This window comes from Streptomyces sp. RPA4-2, assembly GCF_012273515.2.
Taxonomy (GTDB): Bacteria; Actinomycetota; Actinomycetes; order Streptomycetales; family Streptomycetaceae; genus Streptomyces; species Streptomyces kaempferi.
The window spans coordinates 7123325-7142877 of sequence record NZ_CP050975.2 but is presented as its reverse complement, the minus strand read 5'-3'; the positions used below and the strand labels follow the sequence as shown (position 1 = coordinate 7142877).

At 70.2% G+C, this 19553-nt stretch carries 17 protein-coding genes and 2 pseudogenes; 4 read left to right on the top strand and 15 right to left on the bottom strand.

What is annotated here, in order from left to right; translation table 11 throughout:
- Positions 1–66: 66 nt before the first annotated feature.
- Positions 67–1887, bottom strand: a complete 1821-nt coding sequence (gene ggt, locus HEP85_RS31180) for a gamma-glutamyltransferase (RefSeq protein WP_168530859.1) — start codon at positions 1885–1887, stop codon at positions 67–69.
- 104 nt (positions 1888–1991) lie between these two features.
- On the opposite strand from ggt, the gene HEP85_RS31175 reads away from it, so the two are divergent.
- The gene (locus tag HEP85_RS31175; protein WP_168530858.1) at positions 1992–2774 is read left to right on the top strand and encodes a hypothetical protein; all 783 of its coding nucleotides are present in this window, start codon (positions 1992–1994) and stop codon (positions 2772–2774) included.
- A 116-nt stretch (positions 2775–2890) separates the two neighbouring features.
- Positions 2891–4459, top strand: coding sequence for an alpha/beta fold hydrolase (locus HEP85_RS31170; RefSeq protein WP_168530857.1), 1569 nt, complete (start codon positions 2891–2893; stop codon positions 4457–4459).
- Between the two features lie 48 nt (positions 4460–4507).
- Here HEP85_RS31170 and HEP85_RS31165 read toward each other — a convergent pair whose 3' ends face one another.
- The 11 genes and pseudogenes from HEP85_RS31165 to HEP85_RS31115 all read right to left on the bottom strand — a co-directional run.
- The gene (locus HEP85_RS31165; RefSeq protein WP_248002535.1) at positions 4508–5329 is read right to left on the bottom strand and encodes an amino acid ABC transporter permease; all 822 of its coding nucleotides are present in this window, start codon (positions 5327–5329) and stop codon (positions 4508–4510) included.
- A 113-nt stretch (positions 5330–5442) separates the two neighbouring features.
- Positions 5443–6087: an amino acid ABC transporter permease gene (locus tag HEP85_RS31160; RefSeq protein ID WP_168530855.1), complete on the bottom strand. Its 645-nt coding sequence runs from the start codon at positions 6085–6087 to the stop codon at positions 5443–5445.
- Positions 6088–6098: 11 nt separating this feature from the next.
- Positions 6099–7016, bottom strand: coding sequence for a glutamate ABC transporter substrate-binding protein (locus HEP85_RS31155; protein ID WP_168530854.1), 918 nt, complete (start codon positions 7014–7016; stop codon positions 6099–6101).
- 17 nt (positions 7017–7033) lie between these two features.
- The gene (locus tag HEP85_RS31150) at positions 7034–7777 is read right to left on the bottom strand and encodes an amino acid ABC transporter ATP-binding protein (RefSeq protein WP_168530853.1); all 744 of its coding nucleotides are present in this window, start codon (positions 7775–7777) and stop codon (positions 7034–7036) included.
- 158 nt (positions 7778–7935) lie between these two features.
- Positions 7936–8376, bottom strand: a complete 441-nt coding sequence (locus HEP85_RS31145; RefSeq protein ID WP_168530852.1) for a DUF6278 family protein — start codon at positions 8374–8376, stop codon at positions 7936–7938.
- A 72-nt stretch (positions 8377–8448) separates the two neighbouring features.
- Positions 8449–9228 carry an exodeoxyribonuclease III gene (locus HEP85_RS31140; protein WP_168530851.1) on the bottom strand — a complete coding sequence of 260 codons (780 nt, stop codon included), beginning with the start codon at positions 9226–9228 and terminating at the stop codon, positions 8449–8451.
- Positions 9229–9299: 71 nt separating this feature from the next.
- On the bottom strand, positions 9300–9935 hold the full coding sequence (locus HEP85_RS31135; protein WP_168530850.1) for an MBL fold metallo-hydrolase: 636 nt from the start codon (positions 9933–9935) through the stop codon (positions 9300–9302).
- 67 nt (positions 9936–10002) lie between these two features.
- Positions 10003–11301, bottom strand: coding sequence for a 4-carboxymuconolactone decarboxylase (gene pcaC, locus HEP85_RS31130; protein ID WP_168534191.1), 1299 nt, complete (start codon positions 11299–11301; stop codon positions 10003–10005).
- Between the two features lie 779 nt (positions 11302–12080).
- Positions 12081–12282, bottom strand: a pseudogene (locus HEP85_RS31125) (hypothetical protein); the annotation flags it as partial.
- 479 nt (positions 12283–12761) lie between these two features.
- Complete coding sequence (locus tag HEP85_RS31120; RefSeq protein WP_248002534.1) at positions 12762–13325, bottom strand: NADPH-dependent FMN reductase; 564 nt, start codon at positions 13323–13325, stop codon at positions 12762–12764.
- A gap of 117 nt (positions 13326–13442) precedes the next feature.
- Positions 13443–13964, bottom strand: a pseudogene (locus tag HEP85_RS31115) (YceI family protein); the annotation flags it as partial.
- 28 nt (positions 13965–13992) lie between these two features.
- On the opposite strand from HEP85_RS31115, the gene HEP85_RS31110 reads away from it, so the two are divergent.
- Entirely contained in the window at positions 13993–14508 is a 516-nt protein-coding gene (locus HEP85_RS31110) for a MarR family winged helix-turn-helix transcriptional regulator (protein ID WP_168530848.1), read from the top strand.
- Between the two features lie 245 nt (positions 14509–14753).
- Entirely contained in the window at positions 14754–15695 is a 942-nt protein-coding gene (locus tag HEP85_RS31105) for a helix-turn-helix domain-containing protein (RefSeq protein ID WP_168530847.1), read from the top strand.
- A 62-nt stretch (positions 15696–15757) separates the two neighbouring features.
- Here the strand turns inward: HEP85_RS31105 and HEP85_RS31100 are convergent, their stop codons facing one another.
- Genes HEP85_RS31100 through HEP85_RS31090 form a run of 3 tightly spaced genes read right to left on the bottom strand, consistent with a single transcriptional unit; the run spans position 15758 to position 19521 of the window.
- Complete coding sequence (locus HEP85_RS31100; protein WP_168530846.1) at positions 15758–16669, bottom strand: dioxygenase; 912 nt, start codon at positions 16667–16669, stop codon at positions 15758–15760.
- Positions 16666–17721, bottom strand: a complete 1056-nt coding sequence (locus HEP85_RS31095) for a maleylacetate reductase (RefSeq protein WP_168530845.1) — start codon at positions 17719–17721, stop codon at positions 16666–16668. Before HEP85_RS31095 ends, HEP85_RS31100 begins: the two co-directional genes overlap by 4 nt.
- Before the next feature lie 6 nt (positions 17722–17727).
- Entirely contained in the window at positions 17728–19521 is a 1794-nt protein-coding gene (locus HEP85_RS31090; RefSeq protein WP_168530844.1) for an FAD-dependent monooxygenase, read from the bottom strand.
- Positions 19522–19553 lie beyond the last annotated feature (32 nt).

Genomic DNA, 19553 nt, shown 5'->3' with positions numbered 1-19553 from the left:
CGGGGCACCGCGCCGTTCACCCCCCGCCCCCGCCCTGCCGGGTGGCGCGAACCACCCGTCGGTCCGCTACGACGCGGGACGCACCACCATCGCCGATCCGCCCCCGCGCCGTACCGTCTCCGCGGCGGCCAGCCACTTGCCGTTCGGAAGGCGCTGGACGCCTGTCGCCGCGCCGATCTCGGGGTTGAGCTTGAAGGAGTGCCCGAGTGCCTCCAGCCGGGTCCTGAGCGCGCTGTCGTAGAGGCCCGGTTCGAGTTCCGTCTGTGCCGCGTTGCGCTGGCTGGCACGCGGCGCCGCGATCGCGTCGACGAGCGGCAGTCCGCGGTCCAGGAATCCGGTGAGCGTCTGCAGCACGGTGGTGATGATGGTCGCGCCGCCCGGCGAACCGAGTGCCACCACCGGCTCGTTGTGCCGGTCCAGCACGATCGTCGGCGAGATCGACGAGCGCGGCCGCTTGCCGGGACCGGGGAGGTTCGGGTCGTGCACGGCCGGGTTGGCCGGGGTGAACGAGAAGTCCGTCAACTCGTTGTTGAGGAGGAAGCCGCGGCCCGGGACGGTGATGCCGCTGCCGCCGGTCTGCTCGATGGTCAGCGTGTACGAGACCACGTCGCCCCACTTGTCGGCGACCGTGAGGTGCGTGGTGTTCTCACCCTCGTACGTCGTCGGAGCGGCGGTTCCCGCGGTGGAGCAGGCCGCCGGGTGGCGCGGGTCGCCCGGCGCGAGCGGGCTGGTCAGCGCCGCGTCGTCCTTGACCAGGCACGCACGCGAGTCGGCGTACCTCTGCGACAGCAGTTCCTTCGTGGGTACGTCCTCGAAGGCGGGGTCGCCGACCCAGCGCCCGCGGTCGGCGAACGCGATCCGGCTGGCCTCGATGTAGTGGTGCAGGTACTGCACGTCGCTCGCGTCGGAGAGGTCGGTCCGCTCCAGGATGTTGAGGGCCTCGCCGACCGTGGTGCCACCGGACGAGGAGGGCGCGATCGAGTAGACCTTCCGGCCGCGGTACGCCGTCTCCGTCGGCGCCTGCTTCTTCGCCCGGTACGCCGCCAGGTCCTTGAGCGACAGCTCTCCGGGCCGGGCGTTGTAGCCGGAACCGGTGTCCACCGGCGGCTTGTTCACGGTGTCGACGATGTCCTTGCCGAGGTCGCCGTGGTAGATCGCGCCGACTCCCCTGCGCCCCAGCTCCTCGTAGGTGCGGGCGAGGTCGGGGTTGGTGAAGGTCGAGCCGACCGCCGGGAGCGAGCCGCCGGGCAGGAACAGTTTCGCGGTGTCCGGGAAGTTCCTGAAGCGGGCCTCGTTGGACTCCGTCTGGGAGCGGAAGGTCGCGTCGACCGTGAATCCGTCGCGCGCGATCCGTTCCGCGGGCTTGAGCACGCTGCTCAGCCGTCTGCTGCCCCAACTGTCCAGCGCCGTCTGCCAGGTCGCGGGCGTGCCCGGCGTACCGACGCTCAGTCCGCTGGTGACGGCGTCGGCGAAGGCGAGGGGCTGCCCGTTCTCCAGGAACAGGCCCGAGTCGGCGCTCAGCGGTGCCGTCTCACGGCCGTCGATCGTATGCACCGTACGGGACCTGGCGTCGTAGTAGACGAAGTAGCCGCCTCCGCCCACACCGGAGGAGTAGGGCTCGGTGACGCCGAGGGCCGCGGCCGTGGCGACCGCCGCGTCCACCGCGTTGCCGCCCTTCCTGAGAACCTCGATGCCCGCGGCGGAGGCGTCGGCGTCGACGCTCGCCACCGCGCCGCCGTAGCCGACGGCGACCGGCGCCTTCGCCGGCGTGCCGACGGCGGCGGACACGGCCGCCTTCCCCGCGCCGGGGGGCGCTGCCGCACCGACCGAGACCACCGCGGCCGAAACCGCCAAGACCGCCAGATTCCGCGCAACAGGGCGACGCATCCGTACCTCCAGTCAACAGCCGTCCGCGCAGCGTAACTTCACCTCCGCCCTTCCGTCAGGACCCCCTCGAACACCGTTGCGCATTCCGGCTAGCATGCGCGCCCATGAATGACGACGTGCGCAACATCGTCCTCGGCGTGCTGGCGGCCGGCGTCAGTGCCGCCCTCGGCTGGCTCGCCCGTACGTATCTGTGGAAGCGCAGACTCCGGCGCAAGCAGGCGTTCTTCGGGCTGCCCGACAACTCCGAGTCGCTGCTGGTGGTCAACCGGGAGGCGGGCGGCCCGGAGCTGACGGTGATGCGGCACGACGTGTTCGCACTGCTCGAACTGTCCGCCCTGATCAAGGACTGTGGCGCGCACGCCCAGGTCATCGCGCACGACGCGACCCAGCAGGGCTTCGGGGAGCGTACGGAGTTCTGCGTGGGCGGCCCGTCGTCGAACCGGCGGATGGCGGCGCATCTGCACTCCCTGCTTCCGGGCGTCGACGTGAACGTCGACGCCGAACCGGGCCCGGACCGCGGCGCGTTCCAGATCGGCAGCGAGCGCTACCTCCTGGAGTCGGGCAAGGGCGAGTACGTGATCCTCGCCCGGCTGGTCGCCGGCCAGGAGCGCGGGACGCGGCCGGTGTTCCTCTTCTGCGGCCAGCGCGCGATCACCAACCAGGCCGCGACCCGCTACCTCGCCCGCAACCACGAGCGTCTGGCGCGCAAACACGGCGGGAACTCCTTCGTCCTGCTCCTGAAAGTGGTGAACTCGCAGGCGTACGGCCCCGATGTGGTCGAACTCGTCGCGGACGTGACCCGCGCCGCCAGGACCCCGCCGCCCACGCCCTCGCCGGCACCGACACCGACACCGACACCGGCGCGCAACTCGCGCCGCGCGTCGTAGGCTCCGGCGCCTTCCCGGAACCTTTACCCGTGCGTAACTTACCGACGGGTTACTTTCAGTAAGCGCGCGAGGTTACCGTCGGGTCACTTTCCACCGACACGAGTGAGGAGTGGCCCGTGGGACTCCATCGCCATGCCCTGCGCACGACCGCCGTGGGTGCCGTCTCGGCGGCCCTGATCACCGGCGGCACCCTCGGGCTCACTCCCACCGCCCAAGCGGCCACGGGCGGCGTCCGCTTCGTCGACATCACCGGGGACGGCGGCACGGTCCTCAAGGGCAACGTGGTCACCCCCGCGGACTCCGACGGCACCCGCACCTACCCGCTCATCGTGCTGCCCACGAGCTGGGGTCTGCCCCAGGTCGAGTACCTCGCACAGGCCCAGAAACTCGCCGACTCCGGCTATGTGGTGGTCGGTTACAACGTCCGCGGCTTCTGGCAGTCCGGCGGCGAGATAGAAGTGGCGGGCCCGCCCGACGTCGCCGACACCTCGAAGGTGATCGACTGGGCACTCGCCAACACCCCCGCCGACGCGCGGAGGATCGGCGTGGCCGGCGTCTCGTACGGTGCCGGGATCAGCCTGCTGGCCGCCGAGCACGACAAACGGATCAAGGCGGTCGCCGCGCTCAGCGGCTGGGCCGATCTCATCGACTCGATCTACTCGGGCCGTACCGAGCACACCCAGGCCACCGCGCTGCTCGGCGGCGTCGGCGCTCTCACCGGCCGCCCCAGCGCCGAACTCCGGCAGACCCTGGAGGGCTTCTTCTCCTCGGACCTCTCGAAGGAGCAGGAGATGATCGCCTGGGGGAGGAGACGTTCTCCCGAGACCTATGTCGACCAGCTCGACAAGAACGGTCCGGCCGTCTTCATGGCCAACGCCTGGGGCGACACGATCTTCCCGCCCAACCAGTACGCCCGCTTCTACGAGGAACTGACCGGACCCAAGCGTCTGGAGTTCCGCCCCGGCGACCACGCCACCGCCGAGCTCGCCGGCCTGTTCGGAGTCCCCAACGATGTGTGGAAGGACACCGGCCGCTGGTTCGACCACTACCTCAGGGGCGAGGACAACGGAATCGACCGCGAGCAGCCGGTTCAGCTCAAGTCCCGTTCCGCCGGCGGCTACGAGGGCTACCCGGACTGGAAGTCGGTCGGCGCCACCACGCGGAAGATCGCGCTGGCGGGCACCACCACGATCCACACGAACATCGACTCGGGCGCGGACGGCGGGATCATCTTCCTCTCCAGCGTCCTGGACCAGCTGGCCCGGGTCCCCCCGATGGCAGCCATTCCGCTGCTGCCGCGCCGCTGGGCGGCCGTCTGGCAGTCGGAGCGGTACGCGAGCGCCCAGCAGGTGCGCGGCACCGCCCGGCTGCACACGACGCTCACCCCGACCAAGGAGAGCGGCACCCTCGTCGCCTATCTGTACGACGTGGGGCCGCTCGGCCTCGGCAAGCTGGTCAGCAACGCGCCGTACACCTTCCACGGGCAGACGCCCGGCAAGCCGTTCGGCGTCGACCTGGACCTGTACTCCACGGCCTACGACGTCCCGGCAGGGCACCGGCTCGCCCTGGTCGTCGACACGGTCGACCCGCTCTACATCGAGCACAACCCGTCCGGCGCGCAGCTGACCTTCTCCTCACCGGCGAACGACCCGTCCTACGTGTCGATTCCCCTGCGCGAGCAGTGATCTCCGGCTGCCGCCGGCCGGGCATGGCCCTGTGAGCTGCTGCTCCCCCTACTGTCTCGGGGCGGTGGGGGGACGACCCCCACCCGGCAGCAGCGTCCCTGGTTCGGCCGGTGCCACCTTCACGGCCTCGGTCTTGGGACTGCGCCGCTCCCACCGGGACACCCGCTGGGCGAACCAGGAGAGCAGCATGCACATCCCGATGTAGATCGGCGAGATCACCATCACCACGGGGATGAACGGCAAATCGTAGTCGAGGTTGGACGCGATCAGTTTTCCGGCGTGGAGGAACTCCTCATAGGTGATGAGAAAACCGAGCGAGGTGTCCTTCAGCGCCACCACCAGCTGGCTGATGATGGCGGGCAGCATGGCCCGTACGGCCTGCGGTACGAGGACATGGGACATGACCTGGGTCTTGCGCATGCCGAGCGCGAACGCGGCCTCCCGCTGGCCGCGGTCGACGGAGTTGACGCCGGAGCGGAACACCTCGGCGAGCACCGAGCCGTTGTAGAGCGTCAGTCCGGCGACCAGCGCGGGCAGCGGCTGCACCTTCAGCGCCACGAAGATGAAGAAGATCATCACCAGCACGGGCATGGCGCGGAAGAACTCGACGACCAGCGTGGAGATCCATCGCACCGGGCCGTGGTCGGAGAGGCGTCCCGTGGCGAGCACCGCGCCCAGCGCCAGCGAGAACACGGCGGCCAGCGCGAAGGCCTTGAGCGTGTTGCCCAGTCCTCGCAGCAGGAGCTCCTGGATGCCCTTGTACTCGAAGGGCATCCACTTGGTGTGGGTGAACTGACCCGTGTCGAACAGGAGATAGAGGATCCAGCCGATCAGGGCGAGGATCAGGACGGTGGACACGACCCCGTACATCCGGTGCCGTCGCCGGGTCCTCGGCCCGGGGACGTCGTAGAGGGCGGTGGACCGGTGGGTGGTGGACCGCCGGGCCCGGGACCGGGGGGCGGGTGACCGGTGGGCGGTGGCGGTCATCGGGCGACTCCCCAGCGCTTTTCGAGAACGTTGAAGACCGCGCTGATGGCGAGGGTGATGATCAGGTACCCGACGGCGATCCAGACGAAGGTCCAGACGATGTTGTAGCCGAGTTCGCTGAGCGTCTTGTAGGTGCCGAGCAGTTCGGTGACGCTGAACGCCCCGGCGATGGCGGAGTTCTTGGCGAGGGCGATGAGGGTGGAGCCGATCGGCGGGATCACGGACCGGAACGCCTGTGGCAGGACGACCAGCGAGAGCGTCTGCCGGAACGTCATGCCGAGACTGCGGGCCGCCTCACCCTGTTCCCTGGGCACGGTGTTGATGCCGGCGCGCAGCGCCTCGCAGATGAACGCCGAGGTGTAGCAGCCGAGTGCCAGGACCGCGAACACCTGGAAGGGCAGGACGAGTCCGAAGCGTGGCAGTCCGAGCAGGACCGCGAAGAACAGCAGGGTGAGCGGGGTGTTGCGCAGCACCGCGACCCAGGCCGTGCCCATGGCCCGCAGGGAGGCGACCGGCGCGACCCTGAACGAGGCCATCAGGAAGCCCAGCAGGAGCGCCAGCACGGATGCGTAGACGGTGAGTTCGACCGTGCCGAGGAATCCCTCGGCGAAGGTGGAGAAGTTGTCTGTCAGTACGTTCACGTCGGCCTCGTTCAGCTCGCCGGGTAGCGGTCGATGGCGGGCGGGGTGGGCGCGGGCACTCCGGAGAGCCCGAGCGTCGCCTCGTACGCCCTCTTCCAGTCGCCGTTCTTCTCCCGGGCCTCCAGCGCGTCGTCGAGTGCGTAGCGCAGCGCGTTGTCACCGCGCGGGACGCCGATGCCGTAGGGCTCCTTGGAGAACGGCCTGCCGACGACCTTGAGTTCGTCGGGGGCCTTCGCCGCGTAGCCGATCAGGATCGCGTCGTCGGTGGTGACGGCGTCGACCTGGTAGGTGAGCAGGTTGTCGACGCAGACCGAGTAGGTGTCGTAGGCGACGAGTGTGGCCTTCGGGTAGTCCGTCTTGATGCGCTGGTACGGCGTCGAACCGGCCGCCGAGCAGACGCGTTTGCCGGCCAGGTCCTGAGGTCCGTGGATGTCGTTCTCGTCCTTGCGGACCAGCAGGGACTGACCGGCCATGTAGTACGGGCCCGCGAAGCCGACGAGCTTCTTGCGCAGGTCGTTGATGGTGTAGGTGCCGACGTAGTAGTCGATCTGGCCGTTCTGCAGGGCGGTTTCGCGGTTGGCCGAGGCGACCGTCCTGAAGTTGACGGTCTTCGGGTCGAAGCCGAGCGAGGCCGCCATCATCCTCGCGATCTCGATGTCGAAGCCGGCGTAGGCGCCCGTCGCCGGGTCCCTCTCGCCCAGGTACGGCTGGTCCTCCTTGACGCCGACGTTCAAGTGGCCACGCTTCCGGGCCCGTTGCCAGGTGGGAGAGTCGGGGAGTTCGAAGCCCTTCGCGACCTCGTAGGTGGGCAGCTTCTCCGCGGCCGGTCCCTTGGTGGGCGGGCTGCCCTCCTTGCCGCAGCCGGTGACGGTGGCGAGCAGCGCGGTGATCGCCACCAGGGCGAGGCGCACACGTGTGGTACGGATCATGCGGTGCACTCCCCCGCTCAGTGCTTGAGGATCTTGGAGAGGAAGTCCTTGGCGCGGTCGCTGCGCGGGTTGGTGAAGAACTCCTCGGGGGCGCGGTCCTCGACGATGCGGCCGTCGGACATGAAGACGACACGGTTGGCGGCGGAGCGCGCGAAGCCCATCTCGTGGGTGACGACGACCATGGTCATGCCGTCGCGCGCGAGTTGCCGCATGACTTCCAGGACCTCGTTGATCATCTCGGGGTCGAGCGCCGAGGTCGGTTCGTCGAACAGCAGTGCCTTGGGGTCCATGGCGAGGGCGCGGGCGATGGCGACGCGCTGCTGCTGGCCGCCGGAGAGCTGTGCCGGGTACTTGGGTGCCTGTGCGGCGAGGCCCACCCGGTCCAGGAGTTCACGGGAGCGCCGGTCCGCGTCCTCCCTCTTCCGGCCGCGGACCTTGATCTGGGCGAGCGAGACGTTCTGCAGGACCGTCTTGTGCGCGAAGAGGTTGAAGGACTGGAAGACCATCCCGACCTCGGCACGGAGCCCGGCGAGCGCCCTGCCCTCGTCCGGCAGCGGCCGGCCGTCCAACTTGATGGTTCCCGACTGGACGGTCTCCAGCCGGTTGATCGTTCGGCACAGCGTCGACTTGCCCGACCCCGACGGGCCGATGACGACGACCACCTCCCCCTTGGCGACGGTGAGGTCGACGTCCTGCAGGACATGCAGCTCGCCGAAGTACTTGTTCACGCCCTGCAGTTCGATCAGAGGATCGACAGCCATGCCCGGCCCCACCCACTCTCAGCTGTGTCGCAGATGCCGCAAACTATCCGGGCAAGATGGCGCTTAATACTCGACACGCACTTTTCGGGCATTAGCCGTATTTATCAAGTTTCAGGTTTGCGGCGCGCCAGTTCGGGACGGGCACGGCGGCCGCCGGATCACCCCTCCGACACCTCCGCGTACAGCTGGGACAGCTCGGGAGCGCCGCTGGCGGCCCAGGTGTGGCCCGAGGCGACGACGTCGATCTCGCGGCCGGACGTCAGCCGTACGACCGGCTGGCCGTTGGGCCAGATCTCCCAGGCGGCGCCGGAGACCGTGCGCACGATGACCGAACCGAGGTAGAGGCCCGCGTCGTTGCCGAGCCAGGGCAGGCTCTCCTCGTCGTCGCGCCAGCGCGGCAGCAACTGGTCCAGCGCCTCCAAGGAGGTCGCGGAGTCGTCGAGTTCGACACCCGCCTGGTGCGCCTGCGAGCGCAGCAGCTCGCACTCCGCGAGGAGTTCGGCGATGCCCGCGGGATCGTGGTCGCCTTCGGTGAACACGGCCACCCCGAAGGCGAGACCGTGCTTCTTGCGCCAGGTGCCCAAAAAAGGGATGTTCATACGCCCAGCGTGTCATTCCCTCCGTCCGACACACCACAGGCGCGCCCCGGAACGCACCCGCCCGCGCGCGGGTCACATGTCGAGGTCCACCACGACCGGCGCGTGGTCCGAGGCCCCCTTGCCCTTGCGCTCCTCACGGTCGACATACGCGTCACCGACCGCCTTGGAGAACGCCTCGTTGCCGTACACCAGGTCGATGCGCATGCCCCGGTTCTTGGGGAAGCCGAGCTGGCGGTAGTCCCAGTAGGTGAACGGGTGGTCGTACTTGAGGGGGCGCGGGACCACGTCCGACAGGCCCGTCTCGCGCAGCGAGGTCAGGGCGGCGCGCTCGGCGGGGGTGACGTGCGTGGCACCGTCGAACAGGGAGATGTCCCAGACGTCGTCGTCCGTCGGCGCCACGTTGTAGTCCCCGAGGACGGCGAACGGCCTGCTGCCCGCCGCGTCGCCCGCGACCGCCGCCTTGAGTGCCTCGAACCACTCGAGCTTGTACGCGTAGTGGGGGTGGCCGACCTCGCGGCCGTTGGGCACGTACACCGACCAGACGCGGACCGGGCCGCACGTCGCGGAGACGGCCCGGGGTTCCTCGACGCCCTCGTAGCCGGGGCCGCCGGGCAGTCCCCTGACGACGTCCTCCAGGCCTACGCGCGAGAGCACCGCCACTCCGTTCCACCGGCCGGTCGCGTGCACGGCCGCCTCGTACCCCAGCTCGCGCAGCTCGTCGACGGGGAACTGCTCGGCAGCGACCTTGGCCTCCTGGAGGCAGAGCACGTCCGTGCCGCTGCTCTCCAGCCAGGCCAGCAGCCTCGGGAGGCGGGCGGTGATCGAGTTCACGTTCCAGGTCGCGATGCGCATACCCGACAACCTACCGGGCGGGTACGACAACGGGTCCCCGCGGCCCGCTCACGCCCGGGGCCGCCCCGCGCTCAGACCTCCGCCGACGTCCCCGGCGCGAGCCGCAGGTGCTCGGCGCCGCCCAGGGCGCCGATCTGGTGGTCGTAGATCGGGCGGGCGAGGTCCGTGAGAAGCGCGTCGTGGATGTCGTACGCGCGCTGGGGCTTGACCTCGCGGACGTACTCGATGACCTCGGCGATCTTGTTCCACGGGGCCATCACCGGGAGCATCAGCGTCTCCACCGGCCGGTCCGGGACGGTGAGGGCGTCGCCCGGGTGGAAGACACGTCCGCCGTCGACGAGATAGCCGACGTTCGTGATGCGCGGGATGTCCGGGTGGATCTCGGCGTGCAGCTCGCCGTGCACCTGGACGTCGAAGCCCGCGGCGGTGAACGTGTCACCGTGGCCGACGGTGTGCACCCGGCCGGGGAAGGCCGCGGTGAGCCGGTCCGCGACCGACTTCAGGGTCCAGACCTCGGTCGCGGGCCCGGCCTCCAGGACGACCCTCAGCCGCTCCTCGTCGAAGTGGTCGGGGTGCTCGTGCGTGATCAGGATCGCGTCCGCGCCGACGGCCGCGTCCTCCTCGCTGAAGACGCCCGGGTCGATGACGAGCGCGCGCCCGTCCTTCTCCAGGCGGATGCATGCGTGCGACTTCTTCGTGAGCTTCATGAGTCCATCCTCCCCCCGCCGGGCGCCCCGGGGCCTGCTCAGCCTGGTGCTCCCACTGCCCGGATGATCACTCCTGGGGGGTGGTCTCCTCCCGGATCACCGCCTGCGCCACCCTGAACGCGCTGTTCGCGGCCGGGACGCCGCAGTACACCGCCGCCTGGAGGAGCACTTCCTTGATCTCGACCGGGGTGAGGCCGTTGCGCAGGGCGGCGCGGGTGTGGAAGGCGAGCTCGTCGAGGTGGCCGCCCGCGACCAGCGCGGTGAGCGTGACACAGCTGCGCGAGCGCCGGTCGAGGCCCGGCCGGTCCCAGATCTCCCCCCAGGCGTAGCGGGTGACGAAATCCTGGAAGTCCCCGGAGAACGCGTCCGCCGAGGCCAGTGCCCGGTCCACGTGCGCGTCCCCGAGCACCTCGCGGCGGACCTTGATCCCCGCGTCGTACGGGTCGGGCCTGCCGAGGATCTCGGGCTGGGCGAGGACGGCCGGGGCGATCTCGGCGACGGGCGCGAGCGGCGGGGGCGTGGCGAGCGCCGGCTTCACCGGGCCCGCCGGGATCGCCACCTGGCCGGTCGACGAGTCGTAGGCGGGCTGCCAGGCGGTGGAGAAGTGCCGTACCAGCAGGTCGGTGACCGCGGCGGGCTGCTCCACCGGCACCAGGTGCGAGGCACCGGGCACGACCGCGAGCCGGGCGTCCGGGATTCCGGCGACCAGCGTGCGGGCCTCGGCGGGCCCGGTGACCTGGTCGTCGGAGCCCACGAGGACGAGGGTGGGGACGCCGATCCGGCCCAGTTCGGCCCGTACGTCGAACGCGGCGAGTGCCTCGCAGGCGGCGATGTAGCAGCCGGGGTCGGTGGTGCGCACCATCTGTACGGCCCACTCGGTGATGGCGGGCTGGGCCGCGGCGAACCCGGCCGTGAACCAGCGCTCGGGCGAGGTGCGGGCGATCGGGTCGAGTCCGTTGGTCCGCACGATCACGCCGCGCTGGCGGAACTCGTCGGCCGATCCGAAGCGGGGTGAGGCGGCGATCACCGCGAGGGAGGCGATCCGCTCCGGGTGGCGCAGGGCCAGTTCGATCCCGAGGGCCCCGCTGAACGCGCAGCCCGCGTAGCCGAAGCGCTGCACCCCGAGCCCGTCGAGTGTGGCGAGCAGCCGCCCCGCGAGTTCGGCGAACGAGCCCGCCGGATAGGCGGGGGCCCCGCCGTGCCCCGGCAGATCGAAACGGAAGATCCGCCAGTTCTTCGCCAGCTCGGGGATCTGCCGGTCCCACATGTGCCAGGTGGTGCCCAGTGAGGGACCCAGGATCAGGACAGGTGCGTCTTCTGGCCCGTCGAAGCGGTATTGCAGGGTGTTCGGTGGTGTCTCGCTCACCCGTCTGACCCTCTCATGTATCACGACTGCCCCTGTGCCGGGGCATGGCTGTACGGTCCTGACCAGGTGGAAGACCTCCCGGGCAGCGTAGCGTTTGACGCCTCGGACGATTTCGCGTCGGGTCCCGCCCTCCTCGACACGGCGTTCGTCGCAGTCCCGGGTGCGCGCGTCGAAGCGCGGGCGAGTCCTCGCGATCCGGTGCGGGGCGGCATGGGAGAGTTCCGCTCCGTTCAGCCCGGCCAGTTCTTCCCGCGGGTTCGGGTCGGCACTGACGAGGACGGCCTTGAGCTGGTCGATCGCCTGGTTGATCGCCTGGGCGCGGGCCTTGACCGCCGAGCCCACCCTCCCCGGCCGGCGGTCGACACAACGCGAGCAGGACACCCGGGTCGGAGATCTCAACAGTCGGACCCCGCCGCAGGACAGTACTCGCCCATTCTCCCCACACTCAGAGCCGGGCGGCCCGGACCCGCAGAACATGCTCAATACCAGCTCATGAAACACACTGAATCCGACTCCGGCCGACCGCAACGGACCATGAAGGTCGACATCACGACCGAACCCGCCTTCCACGCGGGAACGTGGTGTCCTCAATTCCGGGCGTGCGGTGCGGGATCGGCGTCAGCGGCATTCCGGCTGCCGGCCTGTGTGGTCACCGTGGCCGTGCCGGTTACGAGCAGTTGCGCGCCTGGCCGCGCGCTCAAGGGGAGGTCATCGCGGTGGGGTTGGCGGGGACAGGGCCCATGGTGCCGAACGCACCGGGCTCCTGACCGCCAGAGGCATCACGGTCGTGGAGACCGACCGGTGACGGCGGCGAACAGGTCGACCTCAGGGAGCGAAGTGTCGACCGGCGAGCGGGCCGGCTCGTACTCCTCGGCGGGCCGGATCTCGCGCTGGACGTCGAACGGCACCCGGAACCACGGGCCGTCCGGGTCGATCGTGGGTGGCGTGGGCGAGCAGCGCCGGGTCGCGCACCTCGAGCCAGTGATGCGGCCCGCGGCAGTCGGCCGCATCGGCGACGGGCCGCACGCCCTGGCAGGCGGCGGCCCCGACCACGGAGACGGCCCCGAGGGCGGCGCGAAGCCGTCGCGGCCGCGCCTGTGCCGAACAACGCCTGACGGAGAAATCGATCCTGGTGTGGGACGGCTCGACGAGTGCCGTGCCGTCCAGACCTTCCCCGCGGGAATCAGCCGGGATGTCTCCGCGTTCCGTGGCTCGCCATCGGGAGCAGGCCGAGGGCCGGGCGCATCCGCAGCGGCCCCGCGTCGCGGCACGCCGCGCGCCGCGCGCCGCGCGGCCCACGTCGGCGCGACGACCACGTGGCGAGGAGACGCCGGGTCGTACGGCCCGGTGGCGAAACGGCGGGACCGCGGGTGCGGTCCCGGAACACGACCGCAGTCTGTTCCGGGACCGCACCTCAGGTGGGCGGCCGTCCCGTCGCCCGCCTTCCGGGGGGCGAGGGGTCAGACCCGGACGGTCTTGAGGGCGCGGGCCCAGGACTCCAGCTGGTCGAACAGGGCGGTCGCGGCATCGTCGTGCTGCTCGGCCGGCTTGAAGACGGAGAAGTTCTCGAAGTCGGTGAACAGCGAGAAGGACAGCTGCTGACGCACGTGGGCCAGCTGCAGTTCGCTCGCCACGGCCCGGAGGTGCTCGATGGCCCGAGCGCCGCCGAGGGAACCGTAGGAGACGAAGGCGGCGGCCTTGTTGTTCCACTCCCCGTACAGGTAGTCGATCGCGTTCTTGAGCACGCCGGAGGTGGAGTGGTTGTACTCGGGGGTCACGAAGATGTACCCGTCGAACTCGGCGATCTTGGCCGCCCAGGTCTTGGTGTGTTCGCCCTGGTACTGACCCATGGCGGGCGGCATGGCCTCGTCCAGGTGGGGCAGCGGGTAGTCGGCGAGGTCGACCAGCTCGTACTCGACGCCGGTGCGGGCGCCGGACCGGTCCACCACCCAGTCCGCGACAGCCTTGCCGTTGCGGCCGGGCCGGGTGCTGCCGAGGATGACGGCGATCTTCAGGTCGCTCATGCGGTCTTCTCCTTGATGGGCGGGCCGGTGCGAGGCCGGGCCGGCGGGTGCGCGGCGGGCGCGGATCGTGGCGCTGAGCCACAGGAACCGGCCTGCCATGCCTTTCATGGCTGTGATGTCGTGCGCGTATCGGTCCACTGTCGCCGTGGCCGTCAACTCGAGCTCCTCGTCGAGCATCTGAGCCCGCGTCACGGTGAACACGACCGGCGCCCGGACGCCGCGGGCCGTGAGGAGGCCGTCCAGCCTCCACGTGCCGTCGGCGTCGCGATGGGCACCAGTGGAGGTGAAGGTGATGTCCGGATGGCTGTCGGTGTCCAGGAACGTCCGCGACAGCACCTTCCGGTCCCGCGCCGCGCTACCGCTGCTGAAGCTGGTGGCGTCGGCGACGGCCCCCACGTGGGAGTCGGTGGCGGGCTCGGCGATGGAGACGGCCCCCGAACGCAGCGTGAAGCTGCCGCGGACACTCCCCAGACCGAACAGGTGTTTGGCGGAGAAATCGATGCTGGAACAGGACGGGTCGATGACGTACTCGCCCTGGGGAAAATCCTCGGCAGTCACTCCGGGCTCCCTCTCGCTTGAAATTTCATGTCCCACTCTAGGCGGGGACTCATGAAGATTCAAGTGTGAGCCTGGACGCATGAACGTTCACGCCGGATAGACTCCGGACATGCCCGAAGAGCCTCCGCACCCGACCGATCAGCGCCGCTGGCTGACCCCCGCGGAGCTGGAGACATGGCAGCGATTCGGCCTGATGCTGCACAGGCTGACCGCCGCCCTGGAGACACAGTTGCAGCAGGACGCGGGCCTGCGGTACGTCGAGTACTACGTCCTCGCCGGACTGTCCGACCAGCCGGGACACCGCATGCGCATGAGCGACCTGGCCGTCCTCGCCAACTCCGAACTGTCCCGTCTCTCCCACCTGATCAGCAGGCTGGAACGCCGGGGTTTCGTCCGTCGCGAGCCCGACCCCACCAACGGCCGCTACACCCACGCGATCCTGACCGACGCCGGCCACGCCCATCTCGCCGAAGCCGCCCCAGGACACGTGGCCCGGGTGCTCGACCTCATCTTCGACGGTCTGGTCCCCGCCGAACTGGACAGTCTGCGCACCGTCGCCGCGAAGATCAGCGAGAGGATCGACCGCCAGGAGCAGCGGAGCTGCCCCGGTAAGGACACCGCTTAGCAGCTTCCCCACCAGGACGCCGCCCGCCCGAGGTCATCTCCGGCGGCGACGCCACCGGATACACCGACCACCCCTTCCTGACGGGCTGACCGGCCGACCGGCCGTCGTCCCCCTACCTCTGCATGCCTCGTACCTCTGCATGGCTCATACCTCTGCGGCCCCTCGCAGGTCCTCCACGCCAGGCCTCCTGTGCCACCTCCTGACGGCCCCTGAGCCTCGGCGTGGAACGCCGTTACCCTGGGGGGATGACAAGCGGGATGGGAACCGGCCCTGTTCTGTTCAGCACGGTCGGCCTCCCTGAGGGCCAGCGTGTCGCCCTCTGGGAGGCGCACAACGCGGCAGCCCTCATCGGCGTGCACTGTCGCTCGTTGCGTGACGACGCGCTCGAGGCGACGGAGATCAACCTCCAGCTGCCGCACGTCGACCTGGCTCGTGTCGCGGGCGGTCCCCATGTCGTGGAGCGGACCCGCTCGGTCGTCCGGAACCTGCCGTCGGAGGCGATCGCGTGCTACTTCGCACTCACCGGGGACGCCTTCTTCTACCACGATGACGGGGTGCGGGTGCTGCACCCGGGACAGCTGATCGTCTGCGATGCGGACCGGCCCTTCATACGGGGCTTCTCGCAGGGGCTGGAAGAGCTGGCGGTGAAGGTGCCCCGGTCGGTCTGGCGGGATCTCGGCGGGCCGCAGCTGTCCCAGCCCATGGTCTTCGACGTCGACGAGGGCGCCGCGCAGGCCAGGGCGCTGGCCCGGATGGTCGGACGGGCGGTGCTGCCGCAGTCGTCCGAGGCCGTGGACGAGGACATCGTGCTGGAGCTGCTCGGCAGCGTGGTGTCGGGCCGCCCGCCGACCACCGCGGCCGTGCACCTCGCGACGGCTCGGGCCTACATCGACGAGCACCTGACGGAGCCGGGGCTTTCCGCGGCTCACGTCGCCCGGGGTATCGGGGTCAGCGAGCGGCATCTGTCCCGCGTGTTCGCCCACGGCGGTGAAAGCCTGCCGCAGTACCTCCTCGGCCGCCGTCTCGACCGCGCCCGCTCGATGCTCGCCGCGGGATGGCCCGGGAGCGTGGCCGAGGTGGGAGCGGCCTGTGGTTTCGGGTCCGCCTCCTATTTCTCGCACCGGTTCAAGGAGCGGCACGGTGTGGGGGCCGCTGATGTCCTGCGTGGTGGCCGCGTCGGGGGATGACCGCGGGCCGGTCCGCCGGCAAGGGGTGCCGGCGGCCGGTCGGCGCGGTCTGCCCGGGGCGGTCAGGTGCCGTCGGGGGCGAGCACGATGTCGAACCGCGCACGGGACCAGACCCGGTCACCGAGGTCACGTCCGTCGGGTGTCGGGCTGCCTGGTTCCTGCGTGTGGAAGTCCTTGACGAGGGACTCCTTCACACCGAAGACGGCGTCGCTGTCGAGGTGTTCGTCGCCGCGGACGAAGATGTGGGTGACGAGGGTGCGCAGAGCGGGAGCACTGACCATGAAGTGGAGGTGCGAGGCACGCATGGGTGACCGGCCGGTGGCCGCCAGGAGCTGCCCGACCGGGCCGTCGTGCGGGATGGCGTACGGAGTGGGGGTCAGCCCCCAGAAGCGGTAGCGGCCGTCGGGGTCGGTGAACAGGTGGGCTCGCGCGGCGGTGCGGTCGTCGTCGTACTGGGTGTCGTAGAAGCCGTCCTCGTCGGCTTCCCACACCTCGACGCGTGCCCCGGGGACCGGTTTGCCCGCGGTGTCGGTGACGGTGCCCTCGACCCAGCACGGTTCACCACTGGCGCCGAAGGCCATGTCGCCCCCCGGCTCGATTCCGGGGCTGTCCTCGACGAAGAACGGTCCGAACACGGTGGCTTCCGTGGCCTGGCCGTAGGCCTCGTTGTTGACGGCGACGGTCTGCATCGAGACTCCGAGGACGTCCGACAGGAGGATGAACTCCTGGCGCCGGTCGTCGGTGATGTGGCCGGTGCGGGTGAGGAAGTCGATGCCCAGGTCCCATTCCTTCTCGGTGAGCCGGACGTCCCGGACGAACGCGTGCAGGTGCTGGACGAGGGACTCCAGCACCTGCCGCAGCCGCGGGTCGGTGCAGTCGGCGAAGGACTCCAGGACTCGGCGTGTGACCTCGGCTTCGATTTCCCGCTGCTTGTCGTCGGGTGCGTCCTCGGTGGTGGCGGGGGTGTGGGTCATCGCGGTTCGGCTCCTTCCCAGGCCGTGCGGAGCAGGTCGGTGATCGCCGGCAGGGTGACAGGGCTCGGATTGCCGGCCGGGGCGGCGGCGACCACGGCCTCGGCCGCCGAGGCGATGCCGCCGGACGGCATGCCGAGGTCGCGGAGCGCGCGTGGTGCGTCGAGCTGGTCGCGCAGCCCGGCGAGACCTTCCCGGGCGCTGGGTGTGCCGAAGGCCTCGGCGAGGCGTTCCTCGGCCTCGGGGGCGGCGGTCCCGTTGAAGGCGAGGACGTACGGGAGGACGACGGCGTGGGTGGCGGCGTGCGGGAGGTTGAACATGCCTCCCAGGACATGGCAGATCTTGTGGTGGAGCCCTGATCCGGCGGACGCGAAGGCCAGGGCGGACAGGTAGGCGCCGTAGAGTGCCTGCTCGCGGCCGGGCAGCGCGTCGGGTTCCTTGACGACCATGGGCAGTCCCGTGCGGAGCGCCCGGACACCCTCCGCGGCGAGGGCCCGGTTGATGGGGTCGGCGCGGGGGGCCCACAGGGAGTCGACGCAGTGCGCCACGGCGTTCAGACCGGAGGCGGCGCTCAGGGCGGCGGGCAGGCTCAGCGTCAGCGAGGCGTCGTAGACGATCGCGCGCGGCAGGACCTTGCGGTCGGTGCCGGTGGTCTTGGCGGAGCCCTCGGTCAGCCCCCAGACGGGGGTGGCCTCGGAACCCGCGTACGTGGTGGGAACGGCGACGATCGGCAGTCCGGTGGTGAGCGCGACCGCTTTGGCCAGGCCGGTGGTCGAACCGCCGCCGATGCTGACCAGGACGTCGGCGTCGTGCGCGGCGGCTGCCGTACGGGCCCGTTCGGCGACCTCGACAGGGACGTGCATCACGACGTCATCGTGCCGGTGGACGACGGGCAGGCCGCTCGTGACGCGCTCGGCGATCTCGCGCTCACCCGCGCCGGCGATCACCATCACACGTCGGGCGCCCAGGGAGGCGATCTCGGCCGTGAGGCTCTCCGCCGCCTCGCCGGAGGCGAAGTGCACCCTTTGCGGCAGGGTGTCATGGACGAAACGCATCGTGGCTCAGTCCCTTCCCAGGATCGAGAGCAGGGCCTGTCGCAGCCGGCCCTCGGGGTCTTCGGGCAGGGTCATGGCACGCCACGCGATGTGCTTGTCCGGACGCACCAGCAGCACTCCGCTCTCCTCGACCTCGCGCAGCTTCGCCCAGTCGTAGTACAGGTCGGTGACCTCACGGCCCGGACCGATGACGACCGTCTCGAGCGGGACACCGAGTTCCTGGGCGATCTTCTCGCCGGCCTGTGCCCACGCCTCGCCGGCGATGCCGGTGAACAGCGTCCACCGGGTGTAGGGGGCGAGGTCCATCAGCGCGAGGCGGCGGCTGCTGTCGCCGACCCAGGCGTGCGGCAGGTGGGAGCCGGGAACCGTGGACATCTCGTAGTACAGGTCCGTGTCCCGGGTGGGGGCGGGGCGGGTGGACCCGTCGGACAGGACGGCCGAGGAGGCGTAGAACTGGCCCAGTTCGACGCCGTGCGCGTTGAACTCGTAGTTCTTCAGGTCCATGGCCCGTACGAGCGCGGCTCGTTTGGCGGCGCCGGCGGGGGTGTTGTCCTTGCGTTCCTCGATCGCGGCGGCCATGTCCGCCTCGGTCCGCGCGTCGAGGACACCGAGGGCCTCGAAGATTTCCACGAACTCCCGGCTGGACCGGTTGGCCCGCTTCACGATGCGTTCCGCGACGGGGGCGCGCTCGTCGGTGTAGCTGTCCAGCAGTGCCGGAGCGGCCTGGCCTCTGAGCACGGCGGCCAGCTTCCAGGCGAGGTTGTAGGCGTCCTGGACCGAGGTGTTGGAGCCCAGGCCGTTGCTCGGCGGGTGCCGGTGCACGGCGTCGCCGGCGCAGAACACCCGGCCGAGGTGCAGGCGGCTCGCGTACATCTCGTTGTTGCCCCAGAGGCTGGTGCCCGTGATCTCGACGTCCAGGTCCGGCATGCCCAGGAGGTTCCGTACGATCTGGATCGCCGCCTGCTCGTCGACGACGGGGGGCTCGTCGGCGATGTCGTAGCCCCACACGATCAGCCACTCGTTCCAGGGGCGGATCATGCGCACCAGGCCCGCGCCGATGCCGCCCACGTTCGAACCCGGCTGGACGACCCAGTACAGGACGGAGGGCCGGTGGGAGACGTGCCGGGAGATGTCCGCCTTGAAGGTGATGTTCATCGACCCGGCGATGTCCATCGCGCCCTCGAACGGCAGGCCGATGTCGGCGGCCACCTTCGAGCGGGCACCGTCGGCGCCGATCAGGTACTTGGCGCGAATGCTGTACTGCGCGCCGGTCAGCCGGTCGAGGACCTCGACGGTGACGCCGTCGGCATCCTGGGTGTGGGAGAGGTACTCGGTGGAGAACCGGGTGTGGGCACCACGCTGTGTCGCGTTCCGTACCAGGATCGGTTCGAGGTAGGTCTGGGGGATGTCCACGGTCAGGCAGGGGGAGGCGAGCCGGTAGTCGGCCTCACGGTCGGGGCGGGTCCCCCAGGTGTGGATGCGGCCGATCTCCTCGCCGGTGATGCTCGTGCAGAACACGGTGTCCCCGACCAGGCCGTGCTCGGTGGCGTCCGCGAGGACCTGGGGCTCGATGCCGAGGTCGCGGAAGACCTCCATGGCGCGCTGGTTGGTGATGTGCGCGCGGGGCGTGTTCGCCGTCCACCGGTACTTGGTGATCATGATGGTGTCGATGCCCAGTGTCGACAGCAGCAGTGCGGCGGTGGCGCCCGCCGGCCCCGAGCCTATGACGACGACCTCGGTGGTCACGATGGAGTCGGAGGGCAGTTCGGTCTCTGGGGTCCCGTCGTTGAATTCCGGCATTTCGTGATGGCCTTTCGTGAATCCGGCGTCAC

Bases quoted from the DNA above. Each gene is read 5' to 3' on its own strand.
- ggt (WP_168530859.1), bottom strand. From the start codon at position 1,887: ATGCGTCGCCCTGTTGCGCGGAATCTGGCGGTCTTGGCGGTTTCGGCC.
- HEP85_RS31175 (WP_168530858.1), top strand. From the start codon at position 1,992: ATGAATGACGACGTGCGCAACATCGTCCTCGGCGTGCTGGCGGCCGGC.
- HEP85_RS31165 (WP_248002535.1), bottom strand. From the start codon at position 5,329: ATGTACGGGGTCGTGTCCACCGTCCTGATCCTCGCCCTGATCGGCTGG.
- HEP85_RS31155 (WP_168530854.1), bottom strand. From the start codon at position 7,016: ATGATCCGTACCACACGTGTGCGCCTCGCCCTGGTGGCGATCACCGCG.
- HEP85_RS31150 (WP_168530853.1), bottom strand. From the start codon at position 7,777: ATGGCTGTCGATCCTCTGATCGAACTGCAGGGCGTGAACAAGTACTTC.
- HEP85_RS31145 (WP_168530852.1), bottom strand. From the start codon at position 8,376: ATGAACATCCCTTTTTTGGGCACCTGGCGCAAGAAGCACGGTCTCGCC.
- HEP85_RS31140 (WP_168530851.1), bottom strand. From the start codon at position 9,228: ATGCGCATCGCGACCTGGAACGTGAACTCGATCACCGCCCGCCTCCCG.
- HEP85_RS31135 (WP_168530850.1), bottom strand. From the start codon at position 9,935: ATGAAGCTCACGAAGAAGTCGCACGCATGCATCCGCCTGGAGAAGGAC.
- HEP85_RS31120 (WP_248002534.1), bottom strand. From the start codon at position 13,325: ATGAGCGACCTGAAGATCGCCGTCATCCTCGGCAGCACCCGGCCCGGC.
- HEP85_RS31110 (WP_168530848.1), top strand. From the start codon at position 13,993: ATGCCCGAAGAGCCTCCGCACCCGACCGATCAGCGCCGCTGGCTGACC.
- HEP85_RS31105 (WP_168530847.1), top strand. From the start codon at position 14,754: ATGACAAGCGGGATGGGAACCGGCCCTGTTCTGTTCAGCACGGTCGGC.
- HEP85_RS31100 (WP_168530846.1), bottom strand. From the start codon at position 16,669: ATGACCCACACCCCCGCCACCACCGAGGACGCACCCGACGACAAGCAG.
- HEP85_RS31095 (WP_168530845.1), bottom strand. From the start codon at position 17,721: ATGCGTTTCGTCCATGACACCCTGCCGCAAAGGGTGCACTTCGCCTCC.
- HEP85_RS31090 (WP_168530844.1), bottom strand. From the start codon at position 19,521: ATGCCGGAATTCAACGACGGGACCCCAGAGACCGAACTGCCCTCCGAC.